Below are 14,623 nucleotides of genomic sequence, written 5' to 3'. Positions count from 1 at the left end.
CGTTGACGTCTTTCCAAACTTAGACGAAATTTGGGCAAGGTACGTAGTGGTGGGGCCGGGATGGCGGTTGGTCGACAAAAAGGTAGGCAGAGGCAGCAAGGCTTGTCACTGATCGAGGCCGCAATGGCCCTCGGGGTGGCGGCCATCGTTATTGGTGGCGCGCTGCTGCTCTACAACCAGGCGCATTCGAGCGAGAAGACGGCCGAAGCCATCGATCAGATGCATTTGATCGAAACGGGTGTCCGTCGGTTCTATGGCTGGCAGAAATTCTCGAATCTAGACAATACGACGATCGTAAGGACGAAGATGGTGCCGATCAAGATGGTGAGCGGTCCGGACGGGCTCAAGAATACCTTCGGCGGCACCATCACGGTAAACGCGATCGACGTGAACAGCATTGCGGACGCCGGTTTTGAGGTGAAGTTTTCCGAGGTGCCGGCGGATTCCTGCGTGGTCCTCTCGACCAAGTATTACGGGCATCAGGTCGGTCAGATCGTGGTGAACGATACCGTCTTCGACTTTGCCGATGGCACAGCCCCCACCGGTACGACGGCCAGTGCAGCCTGCGGCAACGCGCCGGGGACGCTTTCGTGGCGGTTCTACAACTGAGGGGACCGGGTTTCGGATCCCTTGGACGACGATGGACTCCCGACAGGATGGCCTAGCGTTCATACTGGGGGATCTCCCCGGAGGAGTGGTAGGTGCACTTGCGTCGAGGCTTCCGAGGCGTGGGTAACGGCATCGCTTCCGCGCGTGCTTCGCGTCCCAGTGCGGGGAATGCATCGATCCCCGACATCTTATTCAACTCGGCCACCGAAATGGTTCGCCAGCTTCCGCTTTCGTCATTGGCCGACAGGTAAACGCCTGCCCGGCCGGTGACCGGATCGTAAATTGCCTTGAAGATCGCCGACGGCACCAGCACCCCGCGTCCGATCGGGCGCAAGGGCTCGGTGTCGAGATAGATGGGGCCGGTGACGACGTAGAGTTCGCCTTGCTTTAGGGCGAGATCGCGTGTGGCCTCTTCCAAACGCTCCCAGATGCCTTGATTTTGGCAGGGTGTCTGGGGCGCGATGTTGGCCAGCGAATAGCTTTCTTCCTGCGCCTGAGGGGTGGCCATGTCCCGCAAGGGGGTCATATGGCCGCGGTCGTAGCCGGTGCGCACGTAATCGGACAATTCGGAGCGATGGCGCGCGGACAGTCGGGTCTCCGGGTGGAAGCGATCGTAGCGAGGCAGCCGGCGCCCGGACTCGACGTTGGTGGAGGTCAGATGTTCCGCCGACCACATCGGGGTCTTCGAGCGCTCCGAATAACGAAGGGCGTACTGGCTAAAGCAAAGGAAACGGGAGGCCTTCTGGTCCGCAGCCGTCGGCGCCCGGCCGTCGGCAAAATGGGACGGGCAAGTCGCCTCTGAATCCTCCCGGAATGCGCTGCTCCAGACCGCGACAAAGCACGCGATCGCGATCGAGGCGACAAGCAGGATACGGAATTGGGTACCGGGCGACATGGGTGAAGCATTGCTGGAACTCAAATTGTCGGCAAGTAAACGAATCCTTGAAATCGGGGAGCGTTATCGTTTTCAAGAGAGCGTGGTATCGCTGCCACACCTGTCGACGGAGAGCTGAAGTGAACCACGAGAACCCAAGCTACGAGAGCCCTGCCAGCGACGGCGATCGGGTCATCCTGTCGTCTAGCGGAACGGTATGCACCAGCTACGATTCCGGCGGGACCTGCATCCTCGATCTCGACGGAGAGGATTTCGAGGTAACCGTCACGAAAGCATTCTGGGATTATGAGACCGGCTGGCGGTTTCACGGCCGGGCGGAAGGGCCGATTGTCGAAGAGTTTCGCCGGCAGGCGACTTCGGGCTATACCCCTGCGCACTACCGTAAGGAGTATGCGAACGCGCCAGAACTCGCAGCAGATGCCGAACGCGCATTTCGCGAGTTCGATCCGGCGAAGTTGTACTTCTCGGAGTTCGACCTGAAACCGGGGCCATCGCTTTGGATGCGTTAAAAGGAGACGAAGATGAAGAACAGACGGAGCGGGACGCCGCCGCCGGCCCGCCGGAATGCCATCGCGAGGGGTCTCGCAACTGGTAAATATCGGCAAAGGATCGTCCGGGCCCGAAAGGGCGGGGCGAGTTACTCCCGGAAGGGGAAGAAGGGGTGGACGCTCGGTGCGGACGCCCCTTCTTCTTTGTCCGGTCAGAGTGGTTATCCTTTGCGCCATGCCGGGAGGGGCTGCACAATTGCTTGTGAATCCTTGAGGGAGACGAACCATGCCGGATTACCCGGTGCACTGTTTCATTCGCATGAAGTCCTGGGACACCGGGGCGCTCGTGCCGGTCAAGGCGCCGCTCGAGGTGCTTGATCCGATGGAGGCATACTCGCCGTTCGTCTATGCCTCGCTGGAAGAGGCCAGGATGGCCGTCGCCAAAAGTATGCTGGAGCAGTGGCAGATGGTGGTCGACGGCGACCTTGAGTTTCTCGATGTCGACAATAGCGAGGAGATCTTGAGCTGCGACGTTCACGATGACGGGGCGATCAGCTTCGAGGATTTCGAGTTGGGGCGAGCCACGATCTTCGCGAATTGGGACGTTACCGATCCTGCCAGAGCCGCGGCTCCCGCTGCCTGAGCTCAGGCCGCGAGCCGTACGAGCTCGGTGTCACCCTTCACGTACAGAGGGTGGCGAGGGCGCTTGTGTTTCTCGGTCAGTCCGAGGCACCAGAGGTCGTGGCCAGCATCGCGAAGCGCCTTGACAGCGGCGTCGGCGTGGACCTGCAGTTTCGGATGCAGGTTGCCGTAGCACACGATGATGCGATCGGCGCCCGCGGCGAACCGCATAATGGTCGGCAGATTGCGATCGCTGCAGACCGGATAGGGTGGATTGCGTAGGACCTTGGATTGGGTCACCCGTAGATCCATCACGTTGCATTTCAAGTATCGCGTGAGCTTCAGCATGCGCTGGGTGTACGTCACCTCCCGGAAGACGGTGGGGTCGTCGACGAGCGCATCGGCGGTGCTCGGATTCATGCCGATCCAGAGAGCGTAGCGGGCGTCCGGCGCGCCCCAGTAGCGGGAGAGCCAAAGCCTATACTCCTCGCGATCGCCGTAGAATTCGGCGTCGCCGACCGTGCCGGGCGGCAGCTTGATGCGGACCTTCCCGCCGGGGTCGTGTGCTGTCGGTTGGCCGAAAAGATCGAGTGTCACGGCGCCGGCGCGGCCTCTTCTGGCGGCATGGCCGCGGCGAGTTCTGCCTGTTCGACTTGGGCGACGATGAGTTCTCGCTCGTCGACCTTGATGCAGTATATCTTGTTGGGTTCGTAAGAGACTTCGTCCATCTCAAGCTTGCGCGCGACGGCGGACGAAAGCGACAGAGTGACGTCCCAGTTCGCATCGCCGTCCTGGTCGACGCCGACGATGATGTAAAGGTCCATGCCGCCGACCGGGCTTGCGAGCGGCGAATAGGCGAGTGCATTGAGGGCGCTGACAATCTGCCGCTGGGCGGTTTCCTCGACCGCCAGTGCCCTGACGCGCAGACCAAAGGGAAAATGTTCTACGATAGGAAAGACGGTGTGAAGGGCGACGTCCGGGCCACGCACTTCCTGCCGGAACGGTTTGCCAGGACGGTAGACGACTTCTTCGCGCTGGAACGGGACAATGGCGGCAGAGGTCTCATCACCGACCACCTGCAATTCGGGGCCGCCAGAATCGGTGGTCGGTGCAAGGGCGTTCTTCAGCTCTTGCGCCAGGGTGGCGCGGAATTCGTCGGTGAAGTCGACGGCGTTCGTCTCAAGCAGTTCCTTAGTCTTGAAGGCCTGATCCCAAAGGGCAGAGATGCTGCGCGCCTGGGCGCGCAGCATCTCTGCCGCAAAGGCAGCCATCATATCCGCGGTCGTGCCGCTGCCGTCTCGTGCCCATGTCGCGGCAAATTGCACGGCCTTACGTTCGAGATCCTGTATCAGGCTCATTGGTCGATCCTCGTGGTTCACGGAGCTGGGGAAGTGTCGGTCGGCGCGGCTTCGGCGGTCTCCCGCCGGGCGGGCTCGTGGAGGGCGACGACCTTGCGGATCCATTCCGCCGCAGCCTTCATCGCCCACTTGTCGCGCTCTGCGCCGGGTTTGATGGTCGCGTAGTCTTCCAGGGCTTCTGCCAAACCGGCAGGAGGTCCCATCCGGCCATTCCACCACATGACCTGGGGGAGATCGGGGCCCTTGGTCAGAACATCGGCGAGACGAACGATCTCGGCCATGGCGTCTCGGTAGGTGTTCTGTTCGGCGACGCCGAGCGAGTGCGTGTCGCTGATGCCCTGCTCTTCAAGCTGCCTAGCCATTTCGCGCAAGGCGCCGCCGCTGCCGCCGTGCAGGAGGCCGGATCGCCGCCAGTCCAGGATCTCCGCGGCGCGCCGGACGAGGTCGGGGTCGATCACGTGAGCGGCATCCTTGGTGAGGTCTTCTGTTGCGACGCGCGGACGACGATCTTTGCTCTTGTTCGTGAGGGAAATCTTTAGGTCCGCCAGATTTCTCAGGGTGGAGGTGATGGCGGGATCATCAGGACGCTTGCTGCTGCCGACCAGATTCGCTGCGATTTCCGACAATGCCTCAGCCACCTGCCGGGTGCGTTCGGTATCCGTCGGAGCAAGAGCGATCTGTTCGCAGGCTTCGGCAAGTGTCCCGTAGCCGCAATCCGGTCTTTCCTTATTGAGAGCACGGAGGACGTTCCGGGCCTGGAGAAGCAGCAGACGATCTGCCTCGTCGAATGCGGAAGCGGGCGAAGCGAGTCCCCTCAGGACGGGCAGGAGAGCCTTCCCCACATACAGTCGGCAGTAGTCCTTCAGCACAGCCTCAACCGCATTGGACAGCTTGGTGGGCATGCCGCCGCTCCTGCTCGTCCGCAGATACCCTTCCAGGCCGTCGATCAGGATAGAGGTGACCTCGTCCTCGATCTTTTTTGACATGACGAACCATGCGTCCATGGTCGAATGCAGGTCCGCATTGGCCTCCTTCAGCCGAGCGATCTCAGCCAGGGCTTCCTTTAGGGTCGCGGGTTCAGTTAGCATAGGGATCCCCCCGTTATTTCCAGGCACGCCGTCGGCGCACGCTACGTTCGGTATCGATCAGCACGCCAGATGGCTTGGGTCCCAGTCCGTCCGCCCAAAGGGCAGCTTCGATCTCAACCTGCTTCATTCGCGCATAGACGGCGCGACGCTCGGTCGTCAGCTGAGGCAGCACGGCGGCTGCTTCCTCGGGCGAAAGGTGCAAATAGTCGGCGAGCTCGGCGTCGGTCATGGGCTGTTAGTCCGGTCGGAGTCCTCCGACGGCTGCTCGTCGGGGACCGATGATAGAATGGCATTCCGGGCCTCGCGAACGTCGCCAACCGTGAGGCGCCACAGGTTGAGCGCATAGATGACATCATCGTCCCGCTTCACGGCATTCTGGTCTTCCAGCGGGAACGAGGCGATTTTCTTAACGAGGGTTTCGAGGGAGGCGGCTTGCCGCCGGTGGCGGTTGTTCGAGGCACGCAGTTCGGACACGATCTTGTTGATGCGCGCGCCGGTCTTGCGCGGCTGCGTCAGCTGCCCGCGCGCCATCAGGCTTGCTAGGTTCTCAAGTTCGACCAGGGGGTCGGTGTCCATCGTCTCGTTCTTCCGATTGCCTCCAACCAGTAGCGCCGCGGCCGGAGAGCCGGAACAGCTGGATGCCGGCTTTACCCGCTTTCCTTTGCGTCACGGAGCCGGGCTCAGCTCACGCTCCCGGGCGGCCTTGATGTCCGCGGCGTCCGTGGGATCGAGAACCATGATCTCGGAGTAATCTTCGGCAGCCTCGAGTCCCTCGTCGAAGGCTTCGGCCTCGGCCTGGCTGGAGAAGCGGAACGTTTGGGTCTTCTTCGGCGAGGTCAGCCCGAAGCGGACCCTGCGGGAAGTCGAGCTCTGGGCGATGATTTTGTGGCCAAGCCAGCCAGCTCCGGCGTCGACGCCATTGCGGAAAGCCTCTGCCTCCTTCTGGGAAGCGAACTCATGGCTCGAGAAGCCGATGTCGATCTCATCGGGAAGTGGCTCGGTTTCCCGGTCGTCCCACTGGCCGAGCTGTGAAATGCCAAGGCGGCCGCCCAGGAGGTTGACGGTGATCGGTTCAGTTCTCGATGCTGGATTGGTCATGGCGAAACTCTTCTTGCGCGATTGCGAGAACCTACCGGAGCCGGTGGAAAGCGTGAAATCGAGCGTCACGGGCGAGGGTCGTCATCATCCTCAAAATCCCCGTCCTCACCGTAGATGGGCTCCTCCTGCACTGGGAGGTTCACCGTTGGCCGGGGTTGCAGGTGTCGAGCGAGCGTGTCTTCGACCTTGATGCGGACCGCGTCTAGCGGAGCGATATCCTCAAGCAGGGACGTGATCGTGTCGAGAATGCCTGTGTCCCGGTAGTTATGGTAGTCCTTGCTGCGCCAGCAGTATTTGCCGACTGTGACAAAGACCGCGCCGTACTGGCCTTTGCTATCCCAGCCCCATTTTTCGAAGCCCACGCCAAAGGATTTGGCTTCGCCGAGTGCCATGCAGATTTCCGACCAGCGCGTGCCGTCGAAGATTCGTGCGCCTTCCGGGATCATGGCGTCCATGATCTTTCGGTAGTGCTCCAACCGCTTTTGCGCGGCGGGAGTTCCGGTCATCATCGCCACAGTGATTGCCGTTCGCAGCGCGTCGGCCAGCATCGGCAGATCGGTTTCGGCGAACTCGAGGGTGACCTTGCGGTTTGTCATGGCAGTCGTCCGATCATCCTGGGGCTCGCTGCCGCTCGCAGCTCGTCGGCCTTCGCAAGCGCCTCGGCAGCGAGCGTCGTATGTGCCAAGAGGGCGTTTGCCATTGGCGCGCCAGCGGGCTCGAGGAAGTAACCCGCCGCTCTTCGTCCACCAAAGAAGTGGACGCTGAACAGGTCTTTTGCGGTGGCGGCGCGGCTTGTCTTTTTCTCGAACTCCACGCTCTCGCTTGCGAGGCGACGGGCCATAACGCGGGTCGCCAGAACAACGTCTTCACGCGTGGAAAGGATGCGAGCGGCATCCCGGCCGGACGCGGCCGTAAAGCGCTCCGGGGCGTAGCGGACGCCTGCCAAGGAAGCCTGAACTTCCTTCGTCAAACCGAAATCCATCAGCGACTCGATCCAGCCGTCCGCGGAAAGGCCATAGAGATGATCTCGGACCTGGTCGTTGGAGCCAACCGAGGATACCGCCAGCAGGGCGGTCGCAAAGCGCTCGTCCAGCCCCTCCTCAACAACGATCTGATTGACCGTTTCTGCAAGGCGCGCCGGATCGGCGCGAGCCTCGCGCAGGGACAGTATCTCGGGGTCGCCAGGCGGCTCAGAGACCACCTCATCGCGCGGCGGATTCCGCAAGGCCTGCTCCATCCGACCTTGGAGGGAAGCAGCATCTCGTTTGGTCGCGCAGCCGGCCAGCGCGAGTGCGGCGATTCCTCCGGGTGCAGGCGCATATCCTTCGAGGGAGGTGGATCTGTCGATCTCGGCGGAGAGCCAGCGCGCAAAGACCTGCGCGACGATGCGGTCGTCCCTCAGGAGGTCGAACAGGACCGCGACGTCCTCGGCTGTGGTCGAGTTGATGCTGCCATCCTCGCCCAGGTCGACCCGAGCCAGTTCGCCCGTCAGGCCGGCTTGCTTTCCGTGCTCACGGAGCATCCGGATCCACTGATCGGGCCCGATGTCGAATAGGTTTGCCATGCGGGTGCCGCGATTGGCGTCCTCTGCCTGCAGGACATCGTGATAGGTGAGCAATATCGCGCCAAAATCACCGCTCACGGAGCGCGGGGCGGCCTTCTTACCCGCCTCGATCATGAGCGACCGCAGTTCCGCACGAGGGGAAGCGCGAACCACTTGTTGTGTCCATGATGGGTTGTAGGCGGAGAGCGCCGCCCCGCCAATAAACACTGTCGCGTCGGCTGCCGCCATCGCTGCGAAGGCGATAGAGGCGAGCCTCGCCTTGCGAGAAGATGGCAAATGAACCCGGCGAATGCCGTCCTTCAGGAACGCCCTGATGCGGGTACGCGACGACACGTCAGAGCCGCATCGTCGCACCAGGATTGGCGTGACGCTCCAGATGCTCGTCGATCGCGTGCGCGCGCTCAGACGCAATGCTGTCGAGCGCCTTCTTGACAGCTCTGGCGCCGTTGCCAAGCTTGTCGAATGCGTTCTTCGCCCAATTGCCGCGTGGATCATCCGGCGCGAAGCGCAGGTCAACGGCGCCGTGGCTCTCCGCAGAGTGAGCGAATTGTTCGGCGGCGGCCACACCAAAAAGATGAGAGATGGCGATCTCTCCGTTGGACGGGACCCGTCCGAGGTCGCGCTGCAGGGTCGCGGTTTGGGTAAGCATCCTGCCAAGTACGATCTGAGTGGCAATCGGACCGTGGTCGCGCAAGCGCATGAAGGCGCCAAACTGATCGGCGCTCTTGACCCGAATGCTGCCATCAGCTTTTTGGTCAATGCCTCCCGTGAAGGAATCGACAAAAGCAGGGTCGCCATAGAGCTTGGCTGCGCGCAGCCACTGTCCCGGGCTCATAGCGTAGATGCCGCCAGAGACATCCTGACCACGGAGTTCATCCACGGTTGCCGTCATAGCGACTAGCTCGCCGGCGATCCGGGCCTCCTGGTCGTGCTGGTCCAGTCCTGCAATGGCCGAAATCCGGTCGAGGAGCGGGCGCGAGGAATCGGGCATCGACTTGACTGCGTCGACAACGATGCGGACAAATCGATTGGGATCGTTGCGCAACTCTTTGGCGGTGAAGTCCTCGTCCAGGGTCGGCGTTTCGGTCAGGCGGACCGGAATTCGGCCGTAGCTGTCCATGAACTTCTTGGTCGCGTTCCGTTCGAAGTTGGCCATAGCGTCCTTCGCGCTCATCCAGCCGTTCCTGTCGACGAAGAAAGGGCGTTTCCAACTGCCAGTCTCAAATAGAACCAAGGGCCCCAGCTTGGTCTCCCCGAAGTCCCTTGCCGTCGAGGCTGCGCTGATGCCGCCGCCCGCATCGGTCAGACCGATCACGGCGATCTCGCCGACGCTCGGGGGACGGCCCATGTTGCCGTCGAATTCCATGATCTCCGAAGCCAGCCAGATGGCGAAAATACGGGTGGCGACAGCTGGATCGTTCTTGAGATCGAGCATGGCAGTGAGCTTGGATGCACTCGTCGCATCGATCGAGCCATCGTCGTTGACGGAGATGCCTTCCATGGCGCCGGCGAGCCCGGCCTCAGTGGCGTGCCGGCGCATCATCCAGGCGAACATACCGTCGTCGATGCCGAAGAGTGCATCGGCCGCCTTATCGGAGACCGGATCGCGCTTTTCTTGCACCATCGTCACGTGATTGATGATGGCGCGGTCCAGGTCTGGAACGACGTAGGTCGCGGGATTTCCGCGGGAATCCTTGTATTTGATGGTGGCGGCCCGGTCGGACTCGAACTGGATCAGCTTGAGGAGCGCGGATTGGTCGCGCAGCAGGGCGGAGGCCGTCAGGGCTTCAGTCTTCTGGACTAAAGCGCTGGGTGGCGCGGTGGGCCCCGATTTGGCCCCATGTGAATACAATGCGGTTGCCGCGCCCAGGAGCGAGCCTGCTATGATCAAGGGCGCAGTTGGTACGTGACAGCTGCGGATGCCGCGTTGAACGAAGTCCTTGATGTGTTTGCCGACGGCCATCGCGCCTTCCTGCCTTGAAGCCAAGTCCCAGGCTGGCGAAGCTAACTCAGCTACACGCAATTGGAAACGCCAACAGCAAAGTAATCCTTGGCGATTCCGGTCGACCCAGAACGAGAAGCCCGGAACATCTTCCGATTCCCGAAATGAAGAGGAGATTAGCCGGCTCCCGCCGCTGTTTGCCGCGAGATTATTTCCGAGACGAGGCGCGGGCCATCCGGACCGAATTGCGAGATCAAGAATGCCGTGATCTCACCCCAGGCCTGCTGTTGAATTGCCTTGTCGCAGACCGCCTTTAGGATGGCTCGCCGGTCCTGGTCGGTCGAGGTTGCTATCAACTCGGTAAGAGAGACGTCCTCCCAGCTCTGGACAGCCACGATCACGAAAAGATCGAGCGGATCGTGGCGACGCTGCATGCGCGTCGTGCGCGTCGACGCGCACCGCTCGACGTCATCGGTTAGCAACCAGCGTTCGACCTTGGGTCGGAACTCTCCTGCGAGGGTCAGCTCTTCGAAGTAGGCGATCCTATCTTGGCGGGAACGCTCGAAGTACGTTTCGAAAAGGCCGTCTTCGGTCAGTCGTTTCGATCTGGCGACAAGCGAACTAATGTTCGCATCTGCCTCGAAATTGGCTACCAGCTTCTTGTGATCCTCGAACTCGACGTAGTCCGAGGCGATTGGCTTATTACGGTAGGCAGCCGTACGAGCGAATTGTTCGTCACGACGGATAACCTTTGCGTGGGTATAGGGTTTGGCCGATATAATCCGTCCGACCTCGACACCATCGTATTTGGCCACCCACGTGGCTTTTGCCGATTTCGGGTCTCCCACGGTATTACGCATCATCTGATCCCTTTAACGTCAAAACGCGGAAACTGCACCCCTCGAGGGTGCCTCGCATCAACTCCATCGAGCACATGCCGCGAAGCGTCTTCCAGAGCACGGCGCTGTGGTACGATTCTAGCTCCGGAGGAATGTGATCAAGCAGGGTGCGTGCAACCACGACGACCAGCTTTTTTTTCGCGCGTGAGAACGCGACGTTGGCTCGATTGAGGTTCAAGATAAAGTCGGAGGCCGCGCCGATCGCGTATGGGTCGCTTTCGGTGCCGGCCACAATCACAGTGTCCTGCTCGCCGCCCTGGAAGCGCTCAACCGTGTCGATTGCACCCGCGATGCAGGGATGGGCCCCGAGAGTGGAGTTCAGCAGTGCACGCTGGGCGCGGTGCGGGGTGATGATCGCGACTGAGCGGGGTTCGAGCCCGGCGCCGGAGCCGATCATCTGCCGCAGCAGTTCGGCCTCGAACTCGTTGTAGTTCCGGGACGAGGCCTCCTCGTGGATCACGGCGATCACGGGGACATCGCAGCGCAGGATCTCGGAGAGGTGAGATAGCCGTTTCGTGGCCGGCGCGTCGTCTGCTCGGCTCTTGAGCTCGATGCCGTCATGGGTCCTGTAGATGCCCTCGATCAGACGGCGCACGTCGGAGGGCAGCCGGAAGGTCATGGTGAGGGAGGATTCCCGCAAGGCGTTTTTGGGCAGTCCTGCGCCGCGGGCGAGATTGGCGATGCTCTTATAGGCGGAGAGGAAGGTCTGATAGTGCCGTGTCGGCGGCCGGTCTTCCTTGTCCCAGTCATTGGAGATGATCGGCGAGAGCTGCAGGTCGTCGCCAGCAAGCACGATGGTGCCGTCCTCGCGAACCAAGCTGGCGAGCGCCAGGAAGTGAGGGAACACCAGCATCGAGGCTTCGTCCACGACGAGGCTGTGGGCCGCGAAAGGTTCACTTTGATAGGCGGCGGTGTCGTTGAGCGCGGCTACAAATTTGAGCATGCCGGCGGTCGTGCCGGCGATGACTGTGACGCCCCTTGCCCGCATCGCTGCGAGTTTCTTTGACGGAGTATCGGCAACAATCCGCTCGGCACCTCGCGGGAGGTCCCGCTGCTCGCCGCGTCCGTGGATTCGACCCATTTCCAGGCGGAAATCCGCCGGTCCGCCGTTGTGCTTGGAGAATCCAGAGAATGCCGCGCGGTAGTCGGAGAGCCGCTCCAGCAGGGTGTCAACGGCGCGGTGCGTGTTTGCCGCCACCAGGATCACGTCGCCATCGGCATGGAGGGTGGCTGCTCGCACCAGGATCGCGGCCGCGGTCGTGGCGGTCTTGCCTGTTCCTGGAGGTCCCTTGATGAGCTGGACGCGGGAAGACAGGCCGTCGCGCACGGCGCTCGCCTGGTCTTCCGAGAGAGTGAGCCCGGCACCAGGCAAGGGCCAGTTCGCAATCGCGGTCTCGGCGAACTGCATTCGGCCAGGATCAGCCGGTGGCAGCGGGGGGATCTCCGGATTCTCGGAATCGAACCAACGTCCAACGTGATTGCCGATGCCCGACAGGAGCCGCTGCTCGACGTGGCCTGCGACGAAGTCGGCGATGCTCTGGTCGAGGGTCGCATACGAGAAGCGCGGACCTTCCTTGGCCTTCCAGACGTGGCTGAGCGGCTGGTATAGCCCGTCAAGGAAGTTCGGGATGGGAGCGAGGCTGATCGTGCCGGCGTCCCAGTCGACGGAGGTGATGCGACAGGTCGACCCGCTTTTTTCCAGCATGCGTGTGGTCTGCCCGGTGTAGGGCTGGGCTGGACGTTCGGACAGACGGATGAAGGAGCCTTCGCCGATGGACGATCGGCGGGAAAAGTCAGCCGGCGAGATGCCGTGCGGTGCGAGGTCCATTTTTGCGGTCAACGAGCCGTTTTCCGCGACGGTGATCTCGCGAATGGGCAGCGTGTCGCCGGCCTGGATTCTAACGGCTGGCGGGACGAGGTGTGCCCGTAGCCAGTCGTTGCGCTTGACGGTCTGGTCGACGCGCAGGAAGACGCGCGCGGACTCAAAAGTGGAGTTTTCGGGCAGATCGAAGCTGTGAAGTTCGTTGAGGTTGAGCGCCGTTTTGTCGATCGATCTGTTTTTGTGTTGGATGCGCTCTTCCAACCAACGCAGCGCGTGCACGCGAGCGGCAAGATATGCCTCGATGATGCCGATCTTGCCGGCCTCGCGAAACTTCTTCAGGTCGTTGGTCAGCTTGGTACGGATACCAGGCTTCAGTCCCTCAAAATCCTCGTCGCGCGGGAGCGTTCCCCAGGCCGCGCGCAGATAGGGAGCCTTCAGGGAATCGGTGTTGCGACTGCGAATCTCGAACCGGGTGCGCCGCGGATCGGCGTGCGGGTCATCAATCCAAGACTCGCGGTCCGGATCATAGGGGAGTGAGGTCTTAAAATCGAACACGTCGCGATCGAACAGGCGCGAGAGGTCCTGGACCTTTCCGTCGACCTCGCGGACCCAATGGAAGGACTGGCCGTACCAATTGAGCGAGGCAGCCACGGCAAGGCTCTGGCTGGTCCAGCCGAGTGCGAAGCGCGAGGTGATCTCGTCCTGGACACACGAGAAGATCATCTGTTCGGAGTTTTGGCGGCAGCCGAGGAGATCGGCGAGCGCCATCAACTGCTGATCGCCGCAACGCGAGCAAGCCTCGATGAGGCGGGTTATCTCGGACCTTGAGTAGAAGTAGAAATGGATACGCGCGCTATCCGTCTTTGCGACCTCCCGAAGGGCTGTGACCGTATCAGTGAAAAAGCTGTCGATCAGTGCCGCTTCGGCGCGGGTGTCCTCATCGGGATTGCCGGACCACTGCTCCCGTTTGAGATGAACGATCGTGGGGCCGCCGAGCCCGGGGTCCGGAACCGGACCTGCGCGGCTTTGCAGCCAGTGGTCCATGGCATCTTCGAAATCATCTGCGGCAGGCGCGTTGGGTTGCGGGCGTTTTGCCTGGAGTTGGGAAATTCCCGCGACGGGTTCGCGACCGTTGCCGTCGGACTTCGGGGCGAAACTGGTTGAAAGATGCAGCGGGCTGTGCGTGACGTGAGAGGTGATGGCGCCGACGCGGTTCTCGACATAGTCGTAGTCGACCTGGACATAGACGCGCACCAATGGTTCGGCCCCGTCGGGGAAATGCTCCGGGAGCTGTCCGATCGGTACGTGGGGCAGCGGCCGAACCTGGAAATTGTCGGGATCGCCTTCACCGCGGGGCAGCGTCGCCCGGCGTGCTTTGGCCATCTCTGTCATCTGGCCGAGATCGACGCGGAGTCCTTCGGACTGGCGCAGCCTGGTGGCGGTGTCGGAATTGAGGTCGAGCCGCGCGATGTCGTCGATTCGCTCGAGCCCATTGTCGCTGAGGAGTTTGATGGTCGAAGGTGGCAGGCCGAGCAGTTCGGGGCGACGGCCGCGGGCACTCTCGGTCATGCAGCGTACGTCAAATTGGCAATCATCACATTTCGAATCGAGGCAGTAGGGCAGCTGATCCGGAGGGGTCGATGCGATCCTTTCGATCTCGCCGCCGGATCTTAGTTTCTGTTTCAGGTCAGCGACTTCCTGGTCGAGCGCCAATGAGGGAGTGGCGAGCAGGTCCTGCAAGGAGTTGGTCTTTTCGTCGAGCCGCGCGACCGAATACTCAACGTCGCGTGGCCCAATCGGAAGGCCGGCCACGATGAGTGGATCTTTGCGCAGAAGATGGTCCAGGATCAGCCGGTAAGTCGCGATCTGAATGCGATGGTAGGTCTTGTCGCGGCGGCTCGCCTTGGTCTCCACGATCCGCAAGCGCGGTCGTCCGGCGTGCCAGAGCACGATGGCGAAGTCCATTTTCCCGGCCGCTGTGAAGGCGGCGCCGGCGACTTCGATGTTGATCTCGCGGGCGAACACCGGTTGTCCGGTTGGTGCGCGGGCCAGGGGCCTGCCGCAGGTAGGCGAAATCGGATTCCTTCGGGACGTCTTTCAGGCGGATGATCCCGGACTGGTCGAGCATGGCCTCCCAGGATCGTTCGGCGGCATCGCCAGATTGCTTCAAAATGGGGTCGATCGGCGTGGAGAGCTCGCCTTCGAAGGCTGGCCGCCCCTTTTCCGGAACCAGCATGAA

Annotated in this window: 15 protein-coding genes; 3 read left to right on the top strand and 12 right to left on the bottom strand. The window is 61.9% G+C overall.

The features are described 5' to 3' along the window. Positions 1–102 precede the first annotated feature (102 nt). Positions 103–609, top strand: a complete 507-nt coding sequence (locus tag ACVIGB_RS03755) for a type 4 pilus major pilin (RefSeq protein ID WP_456718076.1) — start codon at positions 103–105, stop codon at positions 607–609. A gap of 52 nt (positions 610–661) precedes the next feature. On the opposite strand, the gene ACVIGB_RS03750 is transcribed toward ACVIGB_RS03755, so the two are convergent. Continuing rightward, the gene (locus tag ACVIGB_RS03750; protein ID WP_456718077.1) at positions 662–1,504 is read right to left on the bottom strand and encodes a DNA/RNA non-specific endonuclease; all 843 of its coding nucleotides are present in this window, start codon (positions 1,502–1,504) and stop codon (positions 662–664) included. 119 nt (positions 1,505–1,623) lie between these two features. Here ACVIGB_RS03750 and ACVIGB_RS03745 point away from each other — a divergent pair, with 119 nt between their 5' ends. Beyond that, a complete protein-coding gene (locus ACVIGB_RS03745) occupies positions 1,624–2,013 on the top strand; it encodes a hypothetical protein (RefSeq protein ID WP_456718078.1) in 390 nt (129 codons plus the stop codon). Between the two features lie 265 nt (positions 2,014–2,278). Then, on the top strand, positions 2,279–2,635 hold the full coding sequence (locus ACVIGB_RS03740; protein WP_456718079.1) for a hypothetical protein: 357 nt from the start codon (positions 2,279–2,281) through the stop codon (positions 2,633–2,635). 2 nt (positions 2,636–2,637) lie between these two features. On the opposite strand, the gene ACVIGB_RS03735 is transcribed toward ACVIGB_RS03740, so the two are convergent. The 11 genes from ACVIGB_RS03735 to ACVIGB_RS03685 all read right to left on the bottom strand — a co-directional run bounded on the left by ACVIGB_RS03735 (position 2,638) and on the right by ACVIGB_RS03685 (position 14,409). After that, positions 2,638–3,210: a DUF1643 domain-containing protein gene (locus ACVIGB_RS03735; protein WP_456718080.1), complete on the bottom strand. Its 573-nt coding sequence runs from the start codon at positions 3,208–3,210 to the stop codon at positions 2,638–2,640. Next, on the bottom strand, positions 3,207–3,971 hold the full coding sequence (locus ACVIGB_RS03730; RefSeq protein WP_456718081.1) for a hypothetical protein: 765 nt from the start codon (positions 3,969–3,971) through the stop codon (positions 3,207–3,209). The genes ACVIGB_RS03735 and ACVIGB_RS03730 overlap by 4 nt, the downstream gene beginning before the upstream one ends. 17 nt (positions 3,972–3,988) lie before the next feature. Next, positions 3,989–5,059, bottom strand: coding sequence for a hypothetical protein (locus ACVIGB_RS03725; protein ID WP_456718082.1), 1,071 nt, complete (start codon positions 5,057–5,059; stop codon positions 3,989–3,991). A gap of 13 nt (positions 5,060–5,072) precedes the next feature. Continuing rightward, positions 5,073–5,288: a hypothetical protein gene (locus tag ACVIGB_RS03720; protein WP_456718083.1), complete on the bottom strand. Its 216-nt coding sequence runs from the start codon at positions 5,286–5,288 to the stop codon at positions 5,073–5,075. Then, positions 5,285–5,635 (bottom strand): hypothetical protein, encoded by a 351-nt coding sequence (locus tag ACVIGB_RS03715; protein ID WP_456718084.1) that lies wholly within the window; start codon positions 5,633–5,635, stop codon positions 5,285–5,287. The genes ACVIGB_RS03720 and ACVIGB_RS03715 overlap by 4 nt, the downstream gene beginning before the upstream one ends. Positions 5,636–5,725: 90 nt before the next feature. Further along, positions 5,726–6,226: a hypothetical protein gene (locus ACVIGB_RS03710; RefSeq protein WP_456749089.1), complete on the bottom strand. Its 501-nt coding sequence runs from the start codon at positions 6,224–6,226 to the stop codon at positions 5,726–5,728. Further along, a complete protein-coding gene (locus ACVIGB_RS03705) occupies positions 6,223–6,753 on the bottom strand; it encodes a hypothetical protein (RefSeq protein WP_456718086.1) in 531 nt (176 codons plus the stop codon). The genes ACVIGB_RS03710 and ACVIGB_RS03705 overlap by 4 nt, the downstream gene beginning before the upstream one ends. After that, a complete protein-coding gene (locus ACVIGB_RS03700) occupies positions 6,750–8,054 on the bottom strand; it encodes a hypothetical protein (RefSeq protein ID WP_456718087.1) in 1,305 nt (434 codons plus the stop codon). The genes ACVIGB_RS03705 and ACVIGB_RS03700 overlap by 4 nt, the downstream gene beginning before the upstream one ends. 1 nt (position 8,055) lies before the next feature. Beyond that, positions 8,056–9,684, bottom strand: coding sequence for a hypothetical protein (locus ACVIGB_RS03695; protein WP_456718088.1), 1,629 nt, complete (start codon positions 9,682–9,684; stop codon positions 8,056–8,058). A gap of 155 nt (positions 9,685–9,839) precedes the next feature. Then, positions 9,840–10,523 carry a hypothetical protein gene (locus ACVIGB_RS03690; RefSeq protein WP_456718089.1) on the bottom strand — a complete coding sequence of 228 codons (684 nt, stop codon included), beginning with the start codon at positions 10,521–10,523 and terminating at the stop codon, positions 9,840–9,842. Then, positions 10,516–14,409, bottom strand: coding sequence for an AAA domain-containing protein (locus ACVIGB_RS03685; protein ID WP_456749088.1), 3,894 nt, complete (start codon positions 14,407–14,409; stop codon positions 10,516–10,518). The genes ACVIGB_RS03690 and ACVIGB_RS03685 overlap by 8 nt, the downstream gene beginning before the upstream one ends. Positions 14,410–14,623: the final 214 nt, after the last annotated feature.

The organism is Bradyrhizobium sp. USDA 4341 (genome assembly GCF_054063755.1).
This window is presented reverse-complemented; position numbering and strand designations above follow the sequence as displayed.

What these genes read in the sequence shown, in the direction of transcription:
- ACVIGB_RS03750 (WP_456718077.1), bottom strand. Translation starts at nt 1,504, where the DNA reads ATGTCGCCCGGTACCCAATTCCGTATCCTGCTTGTCGCCTCGATCGCG.
- ACVIGB_RS03740 (WP_456718079.1), top strand. Translation starts at nt 2,279, where the DNA reads ATGCCGGATTACCCGGTGCACTGTTTCATTCGCATGAAGTCCTGGGAC.
- ACVIGB_RS03730 (WP_456718081.1), bottom strand. Translation starts at nt 3,971, where the DNA reads ATGAGCCTGATACAGGATCTCGAACGTAAGGCCGTGCAATTTGCCGCG.
- ACVIGB_RS03725 (WP_456718082.1), bottom strand. Translation starts at nt 5,059, where the DNA reads ATGCTAACTGAACCCGCGACCCTAAAGGAAGCCCTGGCTGAGATCGCT.
- ACVIGB_RS03720 (WP_456718083.1), bottom strand. Translation starts at nt 5,288, where the DNA reads ATGACCGACGCCGAGCTCGCCGACTATTTGCACCTTTCGCCCGAGGAA.
- ACVIGB_RS03715 (WP_456718084.1), bottom strand. Translation starts at nt 5,635, where the DNA reads ATGGACACCGACCCCCTGGTCGAACTTGAGAACCTAGCAAGCCTGATG.
- ACVIGB_RS03705 (WP_456718086.1), bottom strand. Translation starts at nt 6,753, where the DNA reads ATGACAAACCGCAAGGTCACCCTCGAGTTCGCCGAAACCGATCTGCCG.
- ACVIGB_RS03695 (WP_456718088.1), bottom strand. Translation starts at nt 9,684, where the DNA reads ATGGCCGTCGGCAAACACATCAAGGACTTCGTTCAACGCGGCATCCGC.
- ACVIGB_RS03690 (WP_456718089.1), bottom strand. Translation starts at nt 10,523, where the DNA reads ATGCGTAATACCGTGGGAGACCCGAAATCGGCAAAAGCCACGTGGGTG.